Below are 21,165 nucleotides of genomic sequence, written 5' to 3'. Positions count from 1 at the left end.
TGCGGCGATCAGCTCCCGCTCATGGCGGGAATGCAGAGCATCGAGCGCGACAAAATAGCGCTGCCTGCGGAACAGCTCACCGAAGCGCCTCCGTCGCTTTGGCCCACGATGAAGAACGGATGCCAGACGAAATGGCCGCTGAGATGCTGAAAGCCGACGACGACATCCGTATCGAGAAACGTGGCCGGCTGGGTCTCATCAGCCTCAACCGCGGCCGCGCCTTGAATGCGCTCAACCTTGATATGGTCCAGGCCCTGCTGCGGGCGCTGAACGCATGGCGTGACGACGACGAGGTCGCGCATGTGGCGATCCGCTCGCTCGACGAGAAAGCCTTTTCAGCGGGCGGCGATTTGCACCGCCTCTGGGAGGCTGGATTCTGGGCGAAGTCGGAAGGTGGACCGCTCCCCCTGACGTTCTTTCAAGAGGAATACCGACTCAATCACCTCATCAAGACCTATCCGAAACCCTACATCGCCTTGCTCGACGGGATCGTCATGGGCGGAGGTTTTGGCATTTCGGTTCATGGAAGCGTGCGTCTTGCCGGCGAACGTATCAGCTTCGCCATGCCTGAGGTCGGTATCGGTTTCTTCCCTGATGTCGGCGCGACGCATTTTCTTCCCCGGCTGCCATGTTCCACCGGGACCTTTCTCGCTTTGACCGGAAGCCGCATTGGTCGAGATGACTGCCTCTGGAGCGGTGTCGCCACGCATGCCGTGCCAGGGCGAAGTTTCGACGCCCTGATCGACGAACTCGCACGCGAGGACGATCATCGGCAGGTCATCGAAAGATATGCGCAGGCCAAAGGGGAGCTCCGATCTGGCCTGGCAGACGATGCCGAGCAGATCGACAGCGTCTTTTCAGCAACTTCGATTGCGGAGATTCGGAGCCGTCTTGCCGACCGGCCGGAATGGGAACGTGGCCAGAAGGCATTGCAGGCGATCGCCCGGATGTCGCCGACAAGCCTGGCGATCGCGCTGTGTCAGATGCGGCTCGGCCTTCAAATGGATTTTGCCGAGGCGATGCGTCTGGAATACCGCATCGTCAATCGCATCCTTGCCGGAGAGGATTTTTACGAAGGGGTGAGGGCACAGCTGATCGACAAAGATCATGCTCCGCGCTGGCATCCTGCCGACCTTGCCGATGTGCAAGAGACCGAGATCAACGCCTATTTCGCGCCGCTCGAAGAAGAGCTCGCTTTATCGGGAGATCGGGATGAGTGACGCTGTCGATCTCCTTGACTACGACCCCAATCGCGGCCGCCTGACACGCTATTATCTGCGGGTCGTTGCGTTCTTGCTGCTTTCTGCGGGCCTCGTGAGGGCGGCGCAGATCATGGGTGTCGGCTTTGATGCCGGTCATTTCCTGACCTTCGAGCGACCCTGGCAGGCCGCGATGATCGTCCTTTGCATTCTCGACCTCCTCGCGGCCGTCGGCCTGTGGATCAGCGCCGTATGGGGGCCGGTGATCTGGGCCGTGGCCGCGATCACCGAGATCGCGATGTACACGCTGTTCCGGGATATCTACGGACACCACCAGGAGAGAATTCTCGCGCACGCAGCCTTGATGGGCCTCTACGTCGCGGTTCTCCTGGGCGACCGCCGTCGCCGTCGGGACGAGTAGCAAGGCTGTGACGCCCGCTCGTGGCGGTTGACGAGACACGAAAGATGACGGCGTTTTGTTTCGTGTCGACGGACGAGGGGGCGCCAAAAGGTGCCGGATGTCGGCGTTCAGAGCCCGTTCCCGTGCGGCACAGAAAATTTACCCTTTTTCGAGCAAGATTTCATTCATGCTGACGCTTAAATCTCCATTTAAATTGGCTCTCTATCCTGCACAAGTAACGGGGAGAAGGCTGAAGAAAAATGACGGAGAGGCGTAATGTTGCTAGCAGAGCGGACAGCGCTCGCCTACGAGAGGGGCGAGGCTGAGCCAGAGGACCTCAAGACACTCTATCTTGATGCTCTGACCTTGGTGGAGCGGCTGCATCGGCGGCTGCTTGATGTCATCAAAGATGAATTTGATCGGATGGGCCGCTCCGACGTGAACAGCGTCCAGGCGCTGCTTCTGTTCAATATTGGGGATGCGGAACTAACAGCCGGCGAGTTGCGAACCCGTGGCTATTATCTCGGTTCCAACGTTTCCTATAACCTGAAGAAGCTCGTCGACGCCGGCTACATCTATCACGAGCGCTCGCGTGTCGACCGTCGGTCGGTGCGTGTCTCGCTGACGGAGAAGGGCAAGGAGGTCGCCGATGTCGTCGACCGCCTCTATGAGCGCCATATCGGTTCGATCGAAAAGGTCGGAGGCGTTTCGGAGGACGATTTCAAGCGCCTCAACAAGACCCTGCATCGGTTGGAGCGGTTCTGGACTGATCAGATTCTCTATCGTCTCTGACAGACCCACATTGACATCTTTGCAACAGGGCCCGGCATGACCGGGCCCTTTTGTTTTCGATCACGGATTGGCCATAAATCCATGAAAGGTGGGCATTTGAGCGCTTCGAATGATTCACAGTGTTGATCGCTGGGTGCGATGCATTTGTGGAGAACGGGTCCTTGATGGTAATCCCGTTCTCAAAGGGTGCGTTCGGGGGCGCATTCACCGGCATTTGTCTGACGAGAGGCACACCATTCCTATGACCGCTTTTTCGCTTCTGCGATCCTCCCTTTGCGCCGCAGCGCTTCTGTTTCCGCTGGCCGCACAGGCGCAGAACATGATGCCCGTCAATCAGTCGGAATGGAGCGAATCCTTTGATACGGGACCCCGGACGGCTGCGCCGGTCACTTCTACCGTCCCGATTCTGTCGCCCTATACGGTTCCTGCCATGGATCAGGCGATCGAATGGTACCAGGGCCTGGTCGATTCGGGCGGCTGGAATTCCGTGCCTTCCGAGCCGGCGCTCAAAATCGGCATGCGCCATCCGAATGTCGTGGCTCTGCGTCAGCGTCTCATCGCGTCCGGCGATTTGCGCCAGACGACAGGCTCCGATGCCTTCGATTCTTATGTGCAGTCGGCCGTCATGCGCTTTCAGGAACGCCACGGCATTCCGGCCGACGGCGTCGTCGGGGCGGGCACCTTCAAGGCGCTCAACGTTCCGGCCGAGGTCCGCCTCAATCAATTGCGGGTCAATCGCGAGCGCATCGCTGCGATGAAGGATCCCGCCAGCCGGTATGTGATGGTCAACGTCCCTGGTGCTCAGATCGAGGTGGTCGAGGACGGACAGGTCGTCTCCAGGCACACTGCCGTGGTTGGCAAGGTCGACCGGCAGACGCCGCTTTTGTCCAGCAAGATCCACGAGATCAACTTCAACCCGTACTGGACAGTGCCGAACTCCATCATCCGCAAGGATCTGATACCGAAGATGCAGAAGGATCCGGAGTATCTGACGCGCAACCGTATTCGTATCTTCACCCAGAAGGGTGAAGAGCTGCAGCCGAGCCAGGTGAACTGGCATTCCGACGAAGCGACCAATTACATGTTCAAGCAGGACCCAGGCGATCAGAACTCGCTCGGATCGGTGCGCATGAACTTCTACAATCCGTATTCGGTCTTTCTGCACGACACGCCGTCGAAAGGCCTCTTCGGCTCCGACTATCGCTTCGAATCGTCGGGCTGTGTGCGTGTGATGAATGTTCGCGAGCTCGTTGCCTGGATTTTGCGGGATAACGGGTATACGCGCGCCACGGTCGATCAGACGATCCGCTCCGGCGAGCGTCTCGATGTGGATGTGGCCAATCCGCCGGCCCTCTACACGGTCTATTTCACGGCCTGGACGACAGGTGACGGCGTCGTTCATTTCCGCGACGACATCTACAATTTCGATGCTCCGGGCGAGGTGGCGCTTAATCAGCCGTCAGAACTGATTGGCTCGCCGCTGCCGCAATAAGCCTCGGCTCTATCGGATTTCCGACCCCGCGAGCGCGCCTCGCGGGGTTTTTTGTATGCTGAAACGTGGCGTTCGCGTGGGAGGTGCCCTTGCGTTGGGCGGGCCGGCGTGCGTTGACCTGCCGCAGGGCTTCCCTTTACGTGTTCCTGAACGAACCAGGGACGTGATGACGGTACGAACCTCGCGGAAGCAGCCGGCTACCGCCGACAATCTCACCGCGGCGGCGGCCGTCATCTTGATGACGGACCTCGCATTGTCGCTCGGCGATGCGCTCATCAAGCTAACGAGCGGGACGATCGCCGTCTGGCAGCTCTTCCTTCTCCGCTCGCTGATGGCCTTGCCGCTGCTCGTTCCGGCGGTCCTGGCAAGCTCGGGCGCGACGCTTCGGCCGCGGGCCCTGGCGTGGACGACGCTGCGCAGTCTGATGCTGGTTTTGATGTGGCTCGCCTATTATGCGGCGCTTCCCCATCTTCAGCTGTCTGTGGCCGCCGTCTCTTATTATACGCTGCCGGTCTTCATCACCTTGTTCTCCGCTCTGTTCGTCGGCGAACGTGTCGGGCCGATCGGTTGGATGGCGGTCGCGTTGGGCCTTGCCGGCGTCCTCCTGATTCTGCGGCCGGACGCGGCGGCGTTCAACGCTTATGCCCTGCTGCCGCTTCTCTCGGCGGTCCTCTACGCCTTGGCGATGATTCTGACGCGTACGAAATGCCGCGAGGAACATCCTCCGACGTTGTCCCTCGCACTCAATCTCGCATTCGTGGTGGTGGGTCTCGGCGGTGTCAGCATCTTCCAGGAGAGAGGCGGGGAGGGAGGCTACCTCACCACCGGCTGGTTGCCGCTCGGTGCCGCCGAGATCGGTACGCTCGTCCTCCTGTCCGCGGCGATGATCATCGGCAGTCTGGGTGCAGCTTTTTCCTATCAGCGCGCGCCGTCGAACGTGATTGGCACGCTCGATTTCTCCTATGTCGGTTTCGCCGCCATTTGGGGTCTCCTGCTGTTCCAGGAGGTTCCCTCGCTCATCACCCTTGGTGGCATGGCGCTCATCGTCGGGGCCGGCATTCTCGCCCTTCGACGGTGATTGGTCTGATCGAGCTTTCGGAGCTCCTCGGGAGCGGGGGAAGAGCCGATCACCTTTTCCATGTCGGCACGCGCCGCCGTTGGGCAGCCGCCGGAACGCAGAGGCACTACGGGCCTCCGCGCTTTCCGTCCCCGGGCGATTGTGTTATCGCCGCGTTGCCGGCCTGCCGCGCATTCGTGGCGCATAACGGCCGATGCCAGCCAACGGATTTTCGCCCATGCAAGATGTCGCCCGGCCTGTGAGCGCCACGCCCTCTGATTTCTTTTCTGCCTCTCTGCGCGATTCCGATCCGGATATCGCCGCGGCCGTCAAGGCCGAGCTCGGTCGTCAGCAACACGAGATCGAGCTGATTGCGTCTGAAAACATCGTCTCGCGCGCCGTCCTGGAAGCGCAGGGCTCGGTTCTGACCAACAAATACGCCGAAGGTTATCCGGGCCGTCGCTATTACGGCGGCTGCCAGCATGTCGACGTGGTCGAAAACGTGGCGATCGAGCGCGTGACGAAGCTCTTCGGGTGCAACTTCGCCAACGTGCAGCCGAATTCCGGCAGCCAGGCCAATCAGGCGGTTCTTCTCGCGCTCGCAAGCCCCGGCGATACCGTCATGGGTCTGAGCCTCGATGCCGGCGGGCACCTGACCCACGGCGCCAAGCCGAACCTTTCCGGCAAATGGTTCAACGCCGTGCAGTACGGCGTCCGCAAGCAGGATGGGCGGATCGACGAGGACGTCGTGGCCGAACTGGCGCAGGAGCATCAGCCGAAGATCATCATCGCCGGCGGCTCTGCTTATAGCCGCGAGATCGATTTCAAGAAGTTCCGCGAGATCGCCGACAAGGTCGGTGCATATTTCATGGTCGACATGGCCCACTTCGCTGGCCTCGTCGCGGGCGGTGTCCATCCGAGCCCGTTCCCGCACGCGCATGTTGTGACATCCACGACGCATAAGACGCTGCGCGGCCCGCGCGGCGGTCTCGTTCTGACCAATGACGAGACGATCGCCAAGAAGATCAATTCGGCGGTTTTCCCCGGCCTGCAGGGCGGCCCGCTCATGCATGTGATCGCGGCGAAGGCTGTCGCGTTCGGCGAGGCACTTCACCCGCAGTTCAAGGAATATGCGAAGAACGTCGTTGAGAACGCGAAAACGCTTGCAGAAACGCTTCAGCGCGGTGGATGCGACATTGTCTCCGGCGGCACGGATACGCACCTTCTCCTGGTCGATCTGCGCCCCAAAGGCCTGACCGGAAAGGTGGTCGAGACGGCCCTCGGTCGCGCCAATATCACCTGCAACAAGAATGGCGTTCCCTTCGATCCGGAGAAGCCGACGGTCACCTCCGGCATTCGCCTCGGCACCCCGGCCGCGACCTCGCGGGGCTTCGGCACGGCGGAATTCAAGCAGGTGGGCGAGCTGATCGTGGAAGTGCTCGACGGACTTGCCGCCAACGGCGAAGATGGCAACGAGGCTGTTGAAGCGTCCGTGCGCGAGCGCGTAGCGGCTCTCACCGATCGTTTCCCGATCTACAACGACTGAGCGAGGCGTCATGCGCTGTCCCTATTGCGGGGCCGACAATTCGCAGGTGAAGGATTCCCGTCCGACAGAGGACGGGAATGCGATCCGCCGGCGGCGTGTCTGCGGCGATTGCGGTGGCCGCTTCACGACCTTCGAGCGCGTGCAATTGCGCGAGCTCACCGTCGTGAAAAAGTCCGGTCGCCGCGTACCCTTCGATCGCGACAAGCTGATGCGGTCGGTTCAGGTCGCGGTGCGAAAACGCGACGTCGACCCGGATCGCGTCGAACGCATGGTGTCGGGGATTGTCCGACAGCTCGAATCGCGCGGTGAATCGGAAATTCCATCAAGTGACATCGGCATCCTCCTCATGGAGGGCCTGCGTCGTCTCGATGATGTGGCCTATGTGCGTTTTGCCTCGGTCTATCGCGATTTCCGCGAAGCCAAAGACTTCGAGGAACTGCTGACGGAAATCAGCGGGGGGCGCCACGACGATCTCAATCGCGACATCAAGGAGCGTTTGGAGCTTCCTGAGCGTCCTTTCGACGACGATGTCTGAGGCGCAGCCTCGGGATCTCGACAGTCGTTTTCTTGCCGCAGCCATCAGGCTCGGTCGGTTGTCGCTCGGAGAGGCAGCGCCAAACCCCGCCGTGGGCGCCATTGTCGTGAAGGATGGCGCCGTCGTTGGACGGGGACGCACCGCGATCGGCGGGCGCCCGCATGCCGAGACTGCGGCCCTTCTCGAAGCCGGCGACAAAGCGCGGGGAGGGACGTTGTACGTCTCTCTGGAACCCTGCGCCCACCATGGCCGGACGCCGCCTTGTGCCGATGCGGTCATAGACGCAGGCATTGCCCGCGTGGTGATGCCGATCCGCGATCCCGATCCGCGGGTCGACGGCAAAGGCGTCGCGAAGCTTCGAGCCGCCGGCGTCGAGGTGCGGGAAGGTCTGCTGGCTGATGTCGCCAAAGATGCCCACCAAGGATATCTGACGCGCACCACAAAGGGCCGGCCTTACGTTCTTCTCAAGCTCGCGGTCTCAGCCGACGAAGGCATCGGCCTCATGGGGCGCGGACAGATCGCCATCACCGGACCGCTCGCCCGACGCCACGTGCAGGCGCTGCGGAGCCGCGTTGATGCCGTTCTCGTCGGCGCTGGAACCTTGCGGGCGGACGATCCGCTTCTGACATGCCGGCTGCCTGGCCTGTTGGCGCGTTCGCCGGTTCGCGCGGTCTTGAGCGGTTCAGGCGTTTTGCCGGAGCATGCCAAAATGTTCGTCGCAGGCCCTGACACCTGGGTCTTTAGCCCGAAATCTCCATCTCTTGTCGTGCAGGAGCTGATAGATGCGCGAGATGGAGCTCTGCGCTGGCTAAAGCTCCCGGCCAACGGCGATGCGCCCGCAGAAGCCCTCACCCAGCTTGCAGCGTGCGGGGTCAACACGGTTCTTCTCGAAGGCGGGGCGCAGACGGCCTCGGCGTTCTTTCAGGCGGGCCTCGTCGATGAGCTCCTGCTTTTCCGCAGCCCGACTCTGTTGGGCGACGAGCGCATTGCCGCTTTTCCCAACGGCTCAGTTTCCGATATGATGATACCGTTTCGGGCCGTTGAGCGGCGGCGTTTCGGACCCGATGATTTCACCCGCTACAAACGAGCAGCCTAAATGTTCACAGGCATCATCACCGATGTCGGCGAAGTCCTGACCACTTCCGACCTTGCGGCCGGACGTCGCTTCGAGATCGCCACCGCCTATGATCCTGAAACGATCGCGATCGGTGCATCGATCGCCTGCGCCGGCACCTGCCTGACAGTGATCGAGCTCGGCACGACCCAAGGCGGTGGCTGGTTCGCCGTCGAGGCCTCGACCGAGACTTTGGAGCGGACCGCCCTCGGCAGCTGGCAGACGGGAACACGGATCAATCTCGAGCGCGCGCTGCGCGCCTCCGATGAACTCGGCGGCCACATCGTGACCGGGCATATCGACGGAGTGGCCGAAATCATCGGACGCGCCGACGAGGGCGACATGGCGAAGTTCACCTTCGCCGTTCCCGACGACCTCGCCCGTTTCATCGCCGAAAAAGGCTCCGTCGCCCTGGATGGCACGTCGCTCACCGTCAACACGGTGGAAGGCGTAACGTTTACCATCATGCTCATTCCTCACACGCTCCAGGTCACCACCTGGGGCGAAAAGAAAATCGGCGATCACGTCAACCTTGAGATCGATCTCATGGCGCGCTACCTCGCCCGTCTTCAAAGTGCATAAGGCTTCGGCAAAACTCAGATGAGTCATTTCCTTTTGATTGAGGCGCGGTTCTACCGCGACCTCTCAGACGAACTCGCTCGCGGCGCGATCGCGGAGTTGGAACGTCGTGGCGCCACGTACGATCGTGTCGCAGTCCCGGGGGTCCTCGAAATCCCGGGCGCCCTTTCTATGGCCTTGATTGCGGCCGAAGAGGGAAACATAAGCTCTTATGACGGTTTCGTTCTCCTGGGCTGCGTGATCCGAGGAGAGACGTCGCACTACGATATCGTGGCCGTGGAATCGGCGCGCGCCGTGATGGATCTGGTATCTGCTTATGGCCTTGCGCTCGGAAACGGTGTCTTGACGGTCGAAAACGGCGATCAGGCATGGGCCCGCGCCGGCGTTGAAGGAAAGAACAAGGGTGCGGCTGCGGCTGCGGCGGCCTGTGAAATGGCCGAATTGCGCGAAAGGTGGGGCCTTGCCTGAGAGTGAGCCAGCCATAGCGGCCCGGGGGGCCAACCAACGCGGCGCCGCGCGACTCGCGGCCGTGCAGGCCCTCTATCAGATGGATGTCGGGCGGGTGAGCCTGCCCCGTGTCGTCGCGGAATTCGAAGCCTTCCGCCTCGGCCAGGAGATGGAAGGAGAGACGCTGCGCAGCGCCGATGCCGCGTTTTTCCGTCTGCTCGTGGCAGGCGTCGTGGAGGAGCAGGAGGTCATCGATCCCCTCATTCACGCGACGTTGCCGCCTTCCTGGCCTTTGGCGCGTCTCGATGTGACGCTTCGCTCGCTGTTGCGCTGCGGCGTGTACGAGCTGAAGTCGCGTCGCGACGTTCCGGCCCGCGTCGTCATCAGCGAATATCTCGACGTGGCCCATGCCTTCTTCGAAAAGGAAGAGCCCGGCCTTGTGAACGCGGTGCTCGACAAGGTCGCACGGGATGTCAGGCCGGACGAATTCGGCAAAGCGGGTGCCGGCTAAATCTTCATGGATGAGCTGGAACTGATTGATCGCTTTTTCCGTCCGCTCGCCGGAGAAGGTGCGCTCGGACTTCTCGATGACGCGGGTTTCGTGAGCCCGTCTTCAGACCGGGATCTCGTCCTCACCAAAGACATGATCGCGGAGGGAGTACATTTCCTTCCGGGCGATCCTCCGGAAACGGTGGCCCGCAAAGCATTGCGGGTCAATCTGTCGGACTTGGCGGCGAAAGGGGCAAAGCCTCTCGGCTATCTTCTCGCCCTTGCCCAGGCGCCCCATTGCGACGAGCCCTGGCTCAAAGCTTTCTGCGAGGGGCTTGCCGGTGATCAAGAACGCTATCGTATCGCGTTGATCGGTGGCGACACGATCGCATCCCCGGATCGGATCACGGTCTCGATCACGGCGATCGGCACGCTGCCGAAAGGCAGAATGGTGCATCGCTCCGGCGCAAAACCTGGCGATATTCTGTATCTCTCGGGGACGATCGGCGGATCGGGCGCCGGTCTGGCGGTCCTTCAGGACCGTGCAGAGGCAGAACTCGCCGCAGACGACAGGGGTCGTCTCGTCCTCCGCTACCGCGAGCCAGAGCCGCGCACAGGGCTTGCAGAGGCCGTCCGGCTTTATGCGAGTGCGGCCCTCGACATCTCTGACGGGCTCGCCGGCGACGCGGACAAGCTCGCCTCGGCAAGCGGCATCCGCGCCGTGATCGAGGCGCAGGACGTTCCGCTCGACCCGGCTTTGAGCCAGCTCTTCGGCCACGGTTTCTCGCTGGAGGATGCGCTGACCGGCGGCGACGATTACGAAATCCTAGCCGCGATTCCACCGGGCGAGGAGGGGGCTTTCAAGGAGGCCGCGGCGCGCGCCGACATTCCCGTGACGGCCATCGGTAATGTCGAGGCGGGCAGCGGCCGGGCGGTGATTCTCAAAGATGGGAAGGAAATGGCCTTTTCCCGTCGCTCCTTCGTCCACGGCGGCCATTGATGGACGGTTCCCCCGACGTGGCCATGCATCCGCCGGTGGACGACCGGGCCGCTCGACGCAATGTCATAGTCCTTGCGACGGCTCAGGCGATTGCGGGCGCCGGAGCGCCGATCAACTTTTCCATATCTTCGCTTGCGGCTCACATGCTGTTGGGGCCGGACAAGTCCTGGGCGACTTTGCCGCTCAGCGCCTTCGTCGTCGGCACCGCGATCGGCACCATGCCGGCCGCGCTCTTGCAGCGGCGAATCGGGCGTCGTTTCGGGCTAATCTGCGGAATGCTGATCGGCGCAATGGGCGCACTCATGGAAGCGGTGGCCGTCACGGTCTTCTCGTTTCCAATCCTGTGCCTCGGCGCCTTCATGATGGGTTTTACCGCCGCCTTCGTGCAGCAGTTTCGTTTCGCTGCCGCCGATACGGCCAGTCCGTCCTTCCGGCCGAAGGCGATGTCATATGTGCTGATTGGCGGCGTGATGGCGGCCATTATCGGTCCTCAGACCGTCATCCACACGCGCACAGCCTTCCCGATCGAATTCGTCGGGGCCTATATCGGCGCCGCCGGACTGATGGTGCTCGCGGCAATTGTTCTCGCGTTCTTGCATGCTCCGGCCGTCACGGCAGCCCACACCCATGCAGGACGTCCGTTGCGGAAGATCGCTGCACAGCCGCGCTTTATCGTGGCCGTCGCCTGCGCCGTGACGGCCTATGCCCTCATGAATCTGATGATGACGGCTGCGCCGCTGGCGATGGTCGGCTGCGGCTTTCCGACCGATGCGGCGGTTCTCGGCATCCAGTGGCATGTCATCGCAATGTTCGCTCCAAGCTTCTTTACAGGGTCATTGATCCTGCGCTTTGGAGCAGAGCGCGTGGTTGCGGCTGGACTTGTGCTTCTCATCCTGTGCGGTTTCATCGCCCTGCAAGGCATAGATCTCATCAATTTCTGGGGCGCTCTCGTTGTTTTGGGCGTTGGCTGGAATTTTGGTTTTCTCGGCGCGACAGCACTTGTTGCAAGCACTTATGAGCCGGTCGAGAAGGAGAAGGTGCAAGGCCTCAACGACCTGCTCGTCTTTGCCACGGTGGCGCTGGCCTCGTTTTCTTCCGGTCAAATCCTGTCTATCGGCGGCTGGTCTGCAGTGGCGCTGACCGTGATACCGATCGCCGTCGTCGCTCTTCTTGGGCTGGCATTGCTTCTTTTGCGGCGTGGTCGCCAGGAGGCGTCCCGCTAAACCAAGCGGGCAGCGCGATTTTGCAGCCCTTGACGGGGCTTGTTCTTTCGTCAATACCCCGCCGCGATACAGGAAGCCGCCCCCGGCTCTGTCGGAGGGATCGGCCTCCATTCCCGGTCGGCAATCCGCCGGCCATCTTCCGGGGGAAATCAATGATTTTGCTTTATTTCGTCATAGCATGCGGTGTCTTGGCCATCGTCTATGCCATCTGGGCGATCCAGTCCGTGATGGCCGCCGATGCGGGCAATGCGCGCATGCAGGAGATCGCGGGCGCGATCCGTGAGGGTGCGCTCGCATACCTCACACGCCAGTACACGACCATCGCCATCGTCGGTGTCGTCGTGTTCATCCTGGCGTGGTGGCTTCTGTCTGCAGAGGCTGCGATCGGCTTCCTGATCGGTGCGGTGCTCTCCGGAGCCGCCGGCTTCATCGGAATGCTCGTATCTGTGCGTGCGAACGTACGGACGGCGCAGGCCGCGTCGATCTCGCTCGGTGGCGGTCTTGAGATCGCCTTCAAGTCGGGTGCCATCACGGGTCTTCTCGTGGCCGGTCTCGCGCTTCTCGGTGTCTCAGGCTACTTCACCATCCTGACCCAGTTCATCGGCTATGGCCCGACCGAACGCGTCGTGATCGATGCTCTCGTGGCCCTCGGCTTCGGCGCTTCGCTCATCTCCATCTTCGCCCGTCTCGGCGGCGGCATCTTCACCAAAGGTGCAGACGTCGGCGGCGACCTGGTCGGTAAGGTCGAGGCCGGCATTCCGGAAGACGATCCCCGCAACCCGGCCACGATCGCCGACAACGTCGGTGACAATGTCGGCGACTGCGCGGGCATGGCGGCCGACCTTTTCGAGACCTACGCGGTGACGATCGTCGCCACGATGGTTCTGGCCTCGATCTTCTTCACGGGGGAGCAGGCGACGACGCTGATGCTCTTCCCGCTGTTGATTGGCGCGACATGCGTCATCACCTCGATCGCCGGCACCTTCTTCGTGAAGCTCGGCGCCAACAATTCCATCATGGGTGCGCTCTATAAGGGCTTCATTGCCACCGCCGGCCTGTCGGCCGTGGCTCTGGCTTTGATCGTGCTCTTCTTCACCGGCTGGGGCACCGAGTTCACGAGCCCCGTCGGTCCGTCCTTCTCGGGCGGCAGCCTGTTCTTCTGCGGCATCGTCGGTCTCGCCGTGACGGGCCTAATCATCTGGATCACCGAGTACTACACCGGCACGAACTACCGCCCGGTGCGCTCGGTCGCTGACGCCTCCGTCACCGGACATGGCACCAACGTCATTCAGGGCCTCGCAATCTCGATGGAATCGACGGCGCTTCCGGCGATCGTCATCATCGCGGGCATTCTGGCCTCCTATGGTCTTGCTGGCCTCTTCGGCATCGCCATTGCCGTGACGACGATGCTGGCGCTTGCCGGTATGGTCGTTGCCCTGGACGCTTTCGGCCCCGTCACAGACAATGCCGGTGGTATTGCCGAGATGGCGGATCTGCCGGCCGAGGTGCGCAACACGACCGACGCCCTCGATGCCGTCGGCAACACCACGAAGGCGGTCACCAAGGGCTACGCGATCGGCTCTGCCGGTCTTGGCGCTCTGGTGCTCTTCGCGGCCTACACCTCGGACCTCCACTTCTTTGCGGAAGAAGCGGCGCCGGGCACCTTCTTTGACGGTGTCAGCGTCGACTTCTCGCTGTCGAACCCATACGTCGTTGTCGGCCTGCTGTTCGGCGGTCTGCTGCCTTATCTCTTCGGCGGCATCGCGATGACGGCAGTCGGTCGCGCTGGCGGCGCGGTCGTGGAGGAAGTGCGTCGGCAGTTCCGTGAGAAGCCCGGCATCATGCAGGGGACGGAACGTCCGGATTATAAGCGCGCGGTCGACATGCTGACCAAGGCTGCGATCCGCGAAATGATCGTGCCGTCTCTGCTGCCGGTCCTGTCGCCGATCGTCTGCTTCTTCGTGATCTACCTGATCGCGGGCAAGTCGAATGGCTTTGCCTCTCTGGGCGCCATGCTCCTGGGCGTGATCGTCACCGGCCTTTTCGTCGCCCTCTCCATGACGGCCGGCGGCGGTGCCTGGGACAACGCCAAGAAGTACATCGAGGATGGACATCACGGCGGCAAGGGCTCCGATGCCCACAAGGCTGCGGTGACCGGCGATACGGTGGGCGATCCTTACAAGGACACGGCCGGACCGGCGGTGAACCCGATGATCAAGATCACCAACATCGTCGCGCTTCTGCTTCTGGCCGTCCTGGCCCACTAAGCAGATCGCACCAAGCAAAAGAGAGGCCCCGCGGCACGCCGCGGGGCCTTTTTTTCGATAGCGATGGCCCTCAAATTGCTTCGCACGGGGAAAGGCCGTTGGCCCTTGTGCCAAATCCGCCGAAACCTGATCTCTGCGGGGTCCGTGCTGAAACTTGCGGTCTTGCAACAGACCGTCGCAGTTTCGTCCAGGGCCCTGACGCCGATACGATTCGGGCCACGCAGCTGCATTTCTAGTCGTTTGCACTAACAAACTTGGGTTGGCGCAGAAGCGGTCGGCTCTCTCAACAAAAAAGGCGGCCCGCTGGGACCGCCTCCGATTGATGCCGCGTGATCGCGAACCCGACCAAAGCTCTTTGTGGCAGTAGCTTTGGACAGTCGACGTCAGGCGTGAATGGCCGAGCGTGTCTAGAAGGCGACCCGTCCAGCGGCCGACAGAAGCTGCGACACGAACGAGAAGTCCTTGCCCGCCGTCGGAGTGGTGCGAGAGACGAAGTCGAAGACCTTGCCGTCCTTCAGACCGTAATTGGCGACGCGCGTGACCGTCTGATCCTTGTCGAAATAGACAGCCAGAACGCGCTGGTCGACGATATGCGGGTTCAAGAAGGCGACCGGGCGCGAAGCCGTCTGCGAGATGTAATAGAACACCTCGCCGCCGAAGTCGGCGGTCGTGGAGGGCGTGCCGAGCACGATCAACACCTGGTCGCGGCTCGATCCTTCTGGAATCTGTTCCAGGGCGAGCTCGTTGGCGATATAGCCGCGGTGCTGGGTTTCCCCGATGCAGCCCCCCAGGGCGCCGGCTGCGGCGACCGAAACGAGAAGGGCGAGAACGTGAGTTTTTTTGGTCATGGCGGTCCCGTTGAACTCCGCTTGCTAGCGGTGTGAATGCGGCATTGCAATGGCCTTCGCGGGGCTCTGCCGCATTGTCTTGAAGGCGTAGAAGGGCATAGATGGCACAATGGGTTGGTTTCAAAGCCGCAAACGGCAGGAGCGCGAGCGCGCAGCGGCACTTTATGGCGCGGCTGCTGCTGCTGCGCGTCATCCGCAACTCTATGAAGAATATGGTGTCGATGACACGGTCGACGGTCGCTTCGAGATGCTCTCGCTGCATCTTTTTGCCGTCGTCCATCGGCTGACTTTTGGGCCCGATCCGGATCCCGAGCTTGCACGACTGACCACCGAAGCCTTCGTGGTCGATATGGACGCCACGTATCGAGACATCGGTGTCAGCGATCGACGCATCCCAAAGCGGATGAAAACGCTGTTTTCCTCATACGGCGGCAGGCTCGGAGCTTACGGATCGGCACTGTCTGCAGGCGGCGATGCGCTTGAAGGTGCGATTGCGCGCAATATCTTTGGAGAGGAAAGCGATTCGAATGCGTCGCGACGCCTCGCGGACTATCTGCGTGCGTTGCTCGCGTGGCTGGACAGTGTTCCCAGCGCCGCCCTGAAAGAGGGACGCATCGTCTTCCCGGATCCCATCAGCCTCGCTGCGGAGAACAGTTGAAATGAACACCGCGTCTTTCGCCAAGCCGTTGCGCCTGGTCGAGATACCCGCCTCGGGACGCAGACTGCATTTGGAGGCAAACCCGGCGGAACGGGAAAAAATCGCGGACCAACTCGGCATCCCCTCCGTCGACGACCTCTCGGCCGACATCGACGTGACACCCATGGCTGGCGATCACTACCGCGTCGAGGCGAAGATCTCCGGCCATGTCACGCGGCGTTGTGTCGTGACACTGGCCCCCGTCGAGGAAGAGGTTTCGGAAGATGTGAGCCTTGTCCTGCGGCCACCCAAACCCGGCGAATCCCGGGATGGAGGCGGAGAGGCGAGCGGCGATCGCTCCAACGATCCTTTCGACGTGGAAGTCGACGGGGCCGAAGACACCGAACCCTATTTTGGAGACAGGGTCGACCTCGGCGCCTTGCTCGTCGAATATGTGGCGCTTGGTCTCGACCCCTATCCGAGGGTTGCGGGCGCTGAATTTAAGGAACATGTGGAGGATGATACGGCGGAGGCGTCGCCATTTGCCGTATTGGAGCGTCTGAAGCAGCAACGTAACTGACGCACCCTACCAGCCTTTTTCTCCAAACGGCTTGTCATGACCGGGCGAGTGGGTATTGTCCCGCGGCCGGCGACCCGACCAGAAGAAAGCGATGCCGTCACCTCTCACCATCTCTCTTGACGCCATGGGCGGCGATGCCGGTCCCGAAATGGTGATCCCGGGCGCAGCCGTGGCGTTGAAGCGTCGGCCGGATCTGCGTTTCATTCTTTATGGCCAGTCCGAAGCGGTCGAGCCGTTGCTCGCCCGTTATCCCGATCTCGTAGCCGCCTCGCGCTTCGTGCATTGCGAGATTTCCGTGCGCATGGACGACAAGCCGAGCCAGGCGCTCCGCCTCGGCCGCTGGAAGTCGTCGATGTGGCGGTGCGTCCAGGCCGTGCGGGACGGGGAGGCGGACGTTGCCATCTCCGCTGGAAACACCGGCGCCCTCATGGCGATGTCGAAATTCTGCCTGCGCACGCTTCCCGATATCGATCGGCCGGCGATCGCGGCCATGTGGCCAACGTTGCGCGGCGAAAGCATCGTCCTTGATGTCGGCGCCACGATCGGCTCGGATGCGAAGATGCTCGTCCATTTCGCCGTCATGGGCGCAGCCATGGCCCGCGCTCTCTTCGGGCTGGAGCGGCCGACGGTCGGCCTCCTCAACATCGGCGCTGAAGAGGTGAAGGGTGTCGAGGAGGTGCGCGAGGCAGGCCATATTCTGCGCGCCATCGACCATCCCAATTTCGAATATTATGGCTTCGTCGAGGGCGACGATCTCGGCAAAGGCACCGTCGATGTCGTCGTTACAGAAGGCTTTTCAGGCAATATCGCGCTGAAGACCGCCGAGGGGACCGCACGGCAGCTTGCCGAATATCTCCGTTCGGCGATGACGCGGACCCTCTCTGCCAAGATCGGCTATTTCTTCGCGCGCTCAGCCTTCGCCCGGCTCAGGGAAAAGATGGACCCGCGCAAGGTCAACGGCGGCCTTTTCCTCGGCCTCAATGGCCTCGTCGTGAAAAGCCATGGCGGCACGGATTCGGAAGGCTTTGCCGCCGCCATCGAGCTCGGCCGTGACATGGTGCTCGGAAGCCTCACCAGCAAGATCGCCAACGATTTGGAATACACCCTCGGATCGATGCGCAAGCAGTTCGCCGAGCAAACGGCCGCGCAGGCACAGACCGCATGAAACGCTCCTTGATCGCCGGCATTGGCAGCGCCCTGCCGGAGAAAGTCCTTACCAACCGCGATCTCGAAAGCATCGTCGACACATCAGACGAATGGATCGTACAGCGCACCGGCATTTCAGAGCGCCATATCGCTGCCGAAGGTGAAACAACCTCAGACCTTGCGCTGGCCGCAGCTGAGAAAGCGCTTGCGGATGCCGGCCTGACCGCTGCGGACATCGATCTCATTGTCCTGGCGACCGCCACACCGGATCAGACGTTTCCGGCGACCGCCTGTACGGTGCAGGATCGGCTCGGCATGCATCACGGATACGCGTTCGATGTCCAGGCCGTGTGCTCGGGCTTTTTGTTCGCGCTCACCACGGCCGATGCGCATTTGAAGGCCGGCTCGGCAAAGCGTGCGCTCGTCATCGGAGCCGAAACATTTTCGCGCATTCTCGATTGGAGCGACCGCGGCACCTGCGTCTTGTTCGGCGACGGGGCTGGTGCGGTCGTTCTGGAAGCCCACGAGGCGGGCGATGAGACGGCTCCGCGGGGCCTTCTCACCGCGCATTTGCGTTCGGATGGGCATTTCCGTGACAAGCTGTTCGTCGACGGTGGCCCGAGCTCGACGAGAACCGTCGGACACTTGCGCATGGAAGGCCGTGAGGTTTTCAAGCATGCGGTCGCGACCATCACCGATGTCATCACCGACGCATTCGAAGCGACCGGCGAATCGGCAGAAACGATCGACTGGTTCGTTCCCCATCAGGCCAACAGACGCATCATTGATGCCAGCGCCAAGCGGCTCGGCATCGCCGAAGAGAAGGTCGTGGTGACGGTTCAGCATCACGGCAACACGTCGGCGGCCTCTATCCCGCTGGCGCTTGATGTCGCAGTGCGCGACGGGCGCATCAAAAAAGGCGATCTGGTGCTGCTTGAGGCGATGGGCGGCGGCTTCACTTGGGGCTCAGCTCTGATACGCTGGTAGCGGGCGATACGCATCGGCGGTGCGTGTTGACCTCATTTCGACAGGCGAATACGTTGCTTAAAGACGTGCAGGAGGCGTGTTGCGTGGAGGCAAATGAACTACGCCCAGAGGGGCGCACCGTCACGCGAGCCGATCTCGCAGAGGCGGTATATCGGGAGCTTGGCCTTTCCAGAACGGAATCGGCCGCCATGGTGGAAATGGTGCTCGCGGAGATTTCAGAAACGATCGTATCGGGGGAAACGGTCAAGCTGTCCTCGTTCGGTTCCTTCGTCGTGCGCAGCAAGGGGCAGCGCGTCGGCCGCAACCCAAAAACGGGCAAGGAAGTGCCGATTCCGCCGCGCCGCGTGACCGTCTTCAAGCCAAGCAACATCATGAAGCAGCGCATCAACGAGTGCCTCGCCCCGGAAGAAGAGACGGGCGGAGCCGCGGTCAGCACGGGCGCCGACGCCGGCAATGCGCGGCGTCTCAAGGCTGCTGAAGCAGACGTCGCAACGACGTGAGCGTGAAATCACCGGACGCGTTCAGGACGATCAGCGAAGTTGCGGAGGACCTCGATCTTCCGCAACACGTCCTGCGTTTCTGGGAAACGCGCTTCACTCAGATCAAGCCGCTGAAGCGCGGCGGCGGCAGGCGCTATTATCGCCCTGAGGACGTCGACCTTCTCAAGGGCATTCGCCTGCTTCTTTACGGCGAAGGTTTCACCATCAAGGGCGTGCAGCGTCTTCTCAAAGAGAAGGGCGTGCGCTTCGTCATTGCTGTTGGGCAAAGCGGCAATGTGGAGACGGTGGCACCGGCCGAGGCTGATTTTGACACCGAGCGGCCGAGCGATGAGGCCCCGGCGAGGGCAGAGCCGATTCGCGAGGAAGCCCAGGACGAGGACGACGAACTGCAACCGTCCTTGCTGCGCGAGGAGGCGGAAGAGCCCGTGTCTCGCCGCGTCGACCCCCATGGTCGCGAACGTCTTCAAGCCGTGCTCAGCGATCTGCTCGAGGCGCGCCGGATCCTGCACGACGCCATCTCCGGCTAACCGGATAACCCGGCCGCGCATCGACCGCGCGGCAGGCCGCTCTCGCGCGGTGTTCTCATTTTAAAATCAGTGGGGAATGGTCGGAGCGGCGGGATTCGAACCCACGACCTCTTGCGCCCCATGCAAGTGCGCTACCAGGCTGCGCTACGCTCCGACGCGCGCGGACTATAGAGAGCACATAGGCTCGGCGCAATGCTCATAACGCGCAGTTTTCGGGGATTCTTTCGCCTTCTTCTCGCAGCTCCATATGGGCCGAGAACGAGAATCGATATGCCACGGAATCAGCAAATCTTAAGGCTTTCCCGCCTAACTCGCGCGCATAGAACATCTCCGCGCGAGAACCCGGCTTCGATGCAGCCAGACGCCGACCGTCCACGTCTTTATCCGACCTCCGTGAGGAACTTCGTCTTCTTTCTGGCGGTGCTGGCGATGAACTATACGCTGTCGCGGCCGTCGCCCGTCGACTTTCTGTTCATGCTCTCGCTCGCATTGTCGATCATGGTGCTGCAGAAGGTCCGGCTGACCTTCTTCATATTCTTTACGCTCTTGCTCCTGTGGACGCTTTCGTTCTGGTACGCCTCGGTCCCGTTCTTCGGCGATCCTGATGTGCGCCAGGAGGCCTTTAAGAAAACCTTCGTCGTGGTTCTCGGCATAACGGCCTGCTACGTCTCCATGGATTGGGGTCCGCGGCAGTTGCATACCTTCATGCGGGTCTACGTCGTCTCCTGCGTGACTGCCGCGATTCTCGGAATTGTGGGCTTTGCCCTCGGAATCGAGGCCCTGCTTTGGGACGGCCGCTCGAAAGCCTTCATCGACGACCCGAACATGTATGCGTCGTTCCTCGTGCCGGGCGTGGTGATGGCGATCTACCTGGTCCAGCAGCGGTTGTGGCCGCGGCCCGCACTTTATCCAATCATCGGGATCCTCTGCCTCGGCGTGCTGCTGTCATTCTCCCGGGCTGCGACCGTGTCGCTCATCCTGTGCTGCTCCGGCTATATGGTCTTCATCTATCGGCAGCACCTCCTGAGGCTTTTCGCCTACGCCGCAGCCATGGCGGTCTTTGGCGGCATCATTCTCGGAACCACGATCGTGGTCTCTCCGACCTTCACGAAGAAGTTTGAGCAGCGCGCGACCTTGGAGGAATCTTACGATGCAGGGCGCGAAGGCCGATACGGCCGCTATGCACGTTCGATCCCGATGATCCTCAGCAATCCCGTCGGTATCGGGATCAATCAGCAGAACCTGATCTTTCTGGAGCCCATCCATAACATCTGGCTGAGCTCTTTCATGAATTACGGCTGGCTCGCGGGTTTTTCATGGCTCGCGCTGATCTTCCTCTCGGTCCTTTTTGGCCTTGCGAACTACCGCATGACGGCGCATCCGGCAGCCGTCGCGGTTCTGGTCGCCTTCATGGCGCCACTCATGTGCGCATCGCTGCACGAAGGCGAGCACTGGCGCCATCTCTGGCTTCTCCTCGGCATCCTCTGGGGCTTCAATCCCGCACGCTTCCATAAGACGACAGAGACGACCCCGAATGCGCGTGGGAGCGGTGCCGTGGAAGCGATGAAATACGCCATCGTCCGCAACAAACACCGCGCCCAGAACGGCCGCTCTATCGTCTCGTCATAGTGTATTGAAGGAGCAAAGGTCCGGACGGGGGGTGTCTTCGTCTGGCCCATCCAAGGGACCGTCCGCGTCCGAATTCGTTGCGCCGCAGTCTTCCGGGCGCATCCTTCGATCGAGCGAGTTTCGTGCAAGGGAAGCCGGACAGCCGGGGAAAAGAGGAGGCCTCGCGGAATT

22 protein-coding genes and 1 tRNA gene are annotated in these 21,165 nt (G+C 61.8%); 21 read left to right on the top strand and 2 right to left on the bottom strand.

All coding sequences use genetic code 11. The annotated features are described in order from the left end of the window. Nucleotides 1–119 precede the first annotated feature (119 nt). From NYQ83_RS01510 to NYQ83_RS01445, 14 genes are all read left to right on the top strand, one after another. Complete coding sequence (locus NYQ83_RS01510; protein ID WP_261211711.1) at nt 120–1,220, top strand: enoyl-CoA hydratase/isomerase family protein; 1,101 nt, start codon at nt 120–122, stop codon at nt 1,218–1,220. Next, on the top strand, nt 1,213–1,620 hold the full coding sequence (locus NYQ83_RS01505; protein WP_261211709.1) for a DUF6163 family protein: 408 nt from the start codon (nt 1,213–1,215) through the stop codon (nt 1,618–1,620). The genes NYQ83_RS01510 and NYQ83_RS01505 overlap by 8 nt, the downstream gene beginning before the upstream one ends. Before the next feature lie 255 nt (nt 1,621–1,875). Further along, nucleotides 1,876–2,391, top strand: coding sequence for a transcriptional regulator LdtR (gene ldtR / locus NYQ83_RS01500; protein ID WP_261211707.1), 516 nt, complete (start codon nt 1,876–1,878; stop codon nt 2,389–2,391). Nucleotides 2,392–2,632: 241 nt separating this feature from the next. Continuing rightward, nucleotides 2,633–3,883: a murein L,D-transpeptidase gene (locus NYQ83_RS01495; protein WP_261211705.1), complete on the top strand. Its 1,251-nt coding sequence runs from the start codon at nt 2,633–2,635 to the stop codon at nt 3,881–3,883. Nucleotides 3,884–4,049: 166 nt separating this feature from the next. Continuing rightward, the gene (locus NYQ83_RS01490; protein WP_261211703.1) at nt 4,050–4,961 is read left to right on the top strand and encodes a DMT family transporter; all 912 of its coding nucleotides are present in this window, start codon (nt 4,050–4,052) and stop codon (nt 4,959–4,961) included. Nucleotides 4,962–5,178: 217 nt separating this feature from the next. After that, complete coding sequence (gene glyA, locus NYQ83_RS01485; protein ID WP_261211701.1) at nt 5,179–6,486, top strand: serine hydroxymethyltransferase; 1,308 nt, start codon at nt 5,179–5,181, stop codon at nt 6,484–6,486. A gap of 10 nt (nt 6,487–6,496) precedes the next feature. Then, nucleotides 6,497–7,021, top strand: a complete 525-nt coding sequence (nrdR, locus tag NYQ83_RS01480) for a transcriptional regulator NrdR (protein WP_128294021.1) — start codon at nt 6,497–6,499, stop codon at nt 7,019–7,021. After that, nucleotides 7,014–8,117 (top strand): bifunctional diaminohydroxyphosphoribosylaminopyrimidine deaminase/5-amino-6-(5-phosphoribosylamino)uracil reductase RibD, encoded by a 1,104-nt coding sequence (gene ribD / locus NYQ83_RS01475; RefSeq protein ID WP_261211699.1) that lies wholly within the window; start codon nt 7,014–7,016, stop codon nt 8,115–8,117. Before nrdR ends, ribD begins: the two co-directional genes overlap by 8 nt. Next, nucleotides 8,118–8,717: a riboflavin synthase gene (locus tag NYQ83_RS01470; protein WP_261211697.1), complete on the top strand. Its 600-nt coding sequence runs from the start codon at nt 8,118–8,120 to the stop codon at nt 8,715–8,717. Nucleotides 8,718–8,735: 18 nt separating this feature from the next. After that, on the top strand, nt 8,736–9,182 hold the full coding sequence (ribH, locus tag NYQ83_RS01465; protein ID WP_261211694.1) for a 6,7-dimethyl-8-ribityllumazine synthase: 447 nt from the start codon (nt 8,736–8,738) through the stop codon (nt 9,180–9,182). Further along, nucleotides 9,118–9,672: a transcription antitermination factor NusB gene (gene nusB, locus NYQ83_RS01460; RefSeq protein ID WP_409976941.1), complete on the top strand. Its 555-nt coding sequence runs from the start codon at nt 9,118–9,120 to the stop codon at nt 9,670–9,672. The genes ribH and nusB overlap by 65 nt, the downstream gene beginning before the upstream one ends. A 6-nt stretch (nt 9,673–9,678) precedes the next feature. Beyond that, nucleotides 9,679–10,650, top strand: a complete 972-nt coding sequence (gene thiL, locus NYQ83_RS01455; RefSeq protein ID WP_261211691.1) for a thiamine-phosphate kinase — start codon at nt 9,679–9,681, stop codon at nt 10,648–10,650. After that, nucleotides 10,650–11,873 (top strand): MFS transporter, encoded by a 1,224-nt coding sequence (locus NYQ83_RS01450; protein ID WP_261211689.1) that lies wholly within the window; start codon nt 10,650–10,652, stop codon nt 11,871–11,873. The genes thiL and NYQ83_RS01450 overlap by 1 nt, the downstream gene beginning before the upstream one ends. Nucleotides 11,874–12,025: 152 nt before the next feature. Beyond that, entirely contained in the window at nt 12,026–14,140 is a 2,115-nt protein-coding gene (locus NYQ83_RS01445) for a sodium-translocating pyrophosphatase (RefSeq protein WP_261211688.1), read from the top strand. Nucleotides 14,141–14,547: 407 nt separating this feature from the next. On the opposite strand, the gene NYQ83_RS01440 is transcribed toward NYQ83_RS01445, so the two are convergent. Beyond that, nucleotides 14,548–14,988, bottom strand: coding sequence for an outer membrane protein assembly factor BamE (locus tag NYQ83_RS01440; protein WP_128294025.1), 441 nt, complete (start codon nt 14,986–14,988; stop codon nt 14,548–14,550). 109 nt (nt 14,989–15,097) lie between these two features. On the opposite strand from NYQ83_RS01440, the gene NYQ83_RS01435 reads away from it, so the two are divergent. The 6 genes from NYQ83_RS01435 to NYQ83_RS01410 all read left to right on the top strand — a co-directional run bounded on the left by NYQ83_RS01435 (nt 15,098) and on the right by NYQ83_RS01410 (nt 19,365). Beyond that, entirely contained in the window at nt 15,098–15,646 is a 549-nt protein-coding gene (locus tag NYQ83_RS01435) for a ubiquinol-cytochrome C chaperone family protein (protein ID WP_261211687.1), read from the top strand. Nucleotide 15,647: 1 nt separating this feature from the next. Then, nucleotides 15,648–16,205: a YceD family protein gene (locus NYQ83_RS01430; RefSeq protein ID WP_261211685.1), complete on the top strand. Its 558-nt coding sequence runs from the start codon at nt 15,648–15,650 to the stop codon at nt 16,203–16,205. Between the two features lie 91 nt (nt 16,206–16,296). After that, the gene (gene plsX / locus NYQ83_RS01425; RefSeq protein ID WP_128294028.1) at nt 16,297–17,370 is read left to right on the top strand and encodes a phosphate acyltransferase PlsX; all 1,074 of its coding nucleotides are present in this window, start codon (nt 16,297–16,299) and stop codon (nt 17,368–17,370) included. Further along, a complete protein-coding gene (locus tag NYQ83_RS01420; RefSeq protein ID WP_261211682.1) occupies nt 17,367–18,338 on the top strand; it encodes a beta-ketoacyl-ACP synthase III in 972 nt (323 codons plus the stop codon). The genes plsX and NYQ83_RS01420 overlap by 4 nt, the downstream gene beginning before the upstream one ends. An 83-nt stretch (nt 18,339–18,421) precedes the next feature. Then, the gene (locus NYQ83_RS01415; RefSeq protein WP_261213887.1) at nt 18,422–18,838 is read left to right on the top strand and encodes an integration host factor subunit alpha; all 417 of its coding nucleotides are present in this window, start codon (nt 18,422–18,424) and stop codon (nt 18,836–18,838) included. Further along, a complete protein-coding gene (locus NYQ83_RS01410; RefSeq protein ID WP_261211681.1) occupies nt 18,835–19,365 on the top strand; it encodes a MerR family transcriptional regulator in 531 nt (176 codons plus the stop codon). Before NYQ83_RS01415 ends, NYQ83_RS01410 begins: the two co-directional genes overlap by 4 nt. A 77-nt stretch (nt 19,366–19,442) precedes the next feature. On the opposite strand, the gene NYQ83_RS01405 is transcribed toward NYQ83_RS01410, so the two are convergent. Beyond that, nucleotides 19,443–19,519 (bottom strand) — tRNA-Pro (locus tag NYQ83_RS01405). A 197-nt stretch (nt 19,520–19,716) separates the two neighbouring features. Here NYQ83_RS01405 and NYQ83_RS01400 point away from each other — a divergent pair. Further along, entirely contained in the window at nt 19,717–20,994 is a 1,278-nt protein-coding gene (locus tag NYQ83_RS01400; RefSeq protein WP_261211679.1) for an O-antigen ligase family protein, read from the top strand. The last annotated feature ends 171 nt before the right edge of the window (nt 20,995–21,165 follow it).

Source organism: Afifella sp. JA880 (assembly GCF_025379905.1).
Lineage (GTDB): Bacteria > Pseudomonadota > Alphaproteobacteria > Rhizobiales > Afifellaceae > Afifella > Afifella aestuarii.
The sequence above is the reverse complement of the archived record's forward strand: the minus strand, read 5'-3'. Positions and strand labels throughout refer to the sequence as shown.

Bases quoted from the DNA above. Each gene is read 5' to 3' on its own strand.
- thiL (WP_261211691.1), top strand. From the start codon at position 9,679: ATGGATGAGCTGGAACTGATTGATCGCTTTTTCCGTCCGCTCGCCGGA.
- NYQ83_RS01430 (WP_261211685.1), top strand. From the start codon at position 15,648: ATGAACACCGCGTCTTTCGCCAAGCCGTTGCGCCTGGTCGAGATACCC.
- NYQ83_RS01400 (WP_261211679.1), top strand. From the start codon at position 19,717: ATGCAGCCAGACGCCGACCGTCCACGTCTTTATCCGACCTCCGTGAGG.
- NYQ83_RS01440 (WP_128294025.1), bottom strand. From the start codon at position 14,988: ATGACCAAAAAAACTCACGTTCTCGCCCTTCTCGTTTCGGTCGCCGCA.
- ribH (WP_261211694.1), top strand. From the start codon at position 8,736: ATGAGTCATTTCCTTTTGATTGAGGCGCGGTTCTACCGCGACCTCTCA.
- ribD (WP_261211699.1), top strand. From the start codon at position 7,014: ATGTCTGAGGCGCAGCCTCGGGATCTCGACAGTCGTTTTCTTGCCGCA.
- nrdR (WP_128294021.1), top strand. From the start codon at position 6,497: ATGCGCTGTCCCTATTGCGGGGCCGACAATTCGCAGGTGAAGGATTCC.
- ldtR (WP_261211707.1), top strand. From the start codon at position 1,876: ATGTTGCTAGCAGAGCGGACAGCGCTCGCCTACGAGAGGGGCGAGGCT.
- NYQ83_RS01450 (WP_261211689.1), top strand. From the start codon at position 10,650: ATGGACGGTTCCCCCGACGTGGCCATGCATCCGCCGGTGGACGACCGG.
- NYQ83_RS01510 (WP_261211711.1), top strand. From the start codon at position 120: ATGCCAGACGAAATGGCCGCTGAGATGCTGAAAGCCGACGACGACATC.
- NYQ83_RS01435 (WP_261211687.1), top strand. From the start codon at position 15,098: ATGGGTTGGTTTCAAAGCCGCAAACGGCAGGAGCGCGAGCGCGCAGCG.
- NYQ83_RS01495 (WP_261211705.1), top strand. From the start codon at position 2,633: ATGACCGCTTTTTCGCTTCTGCGATCCTCCCTTTGCGCCGCAGCGCTT.
- NYQ83_RS01445 (WP_261211688.1), top strand. From the start codon at position 12,026: ATGATTTTGCTTTATTTCGTCATAGCATGCGGTGTCTTGGCCATCGTC.
- plsX (WP_128294028.1), top strand. From the start codon at position 16,297: ATGCCGTCACCTCTCACCATCTCTCTTGACGCCATGGGCGGCGATGCC.
- NYQ83_RS01470 (WP_261211697.1), top strand. From the start codon at position 8,118: ATGTTCACAGGCATCATCACCGATGTCGGCGAAGTCCTGACCACTTCC.
- NYQ83_RS01420 (WP_261211682.1), top strand. From the start codon at position 17,367: ATGAAACGCTCCTTGATCGCCGGCATTGGCAGCGCCCTGCCGGAGAAA.
- NYQ83_RS01505 (WP_261211709.1), top strand. From the start codon at position 1,213: ATGAGTGACGCTGTCGATCTCCTTGACTACGACCCCAATCGCGGCCGC.
- glyA (WP_261211701.1), top strand. From the start codon at position 5,179: ATGCAAGATGTCGCCCGGCCTGTGAGCGCCACGCCCTCTGATTTCTTT.
- NYQ83_RS01490 (WP_261211703.1), top strand. From the start codon at position 4,050: ATGACGGTACGAACCTCGCGGAAGCAGCCGGCTACCGCCGACAATCTC.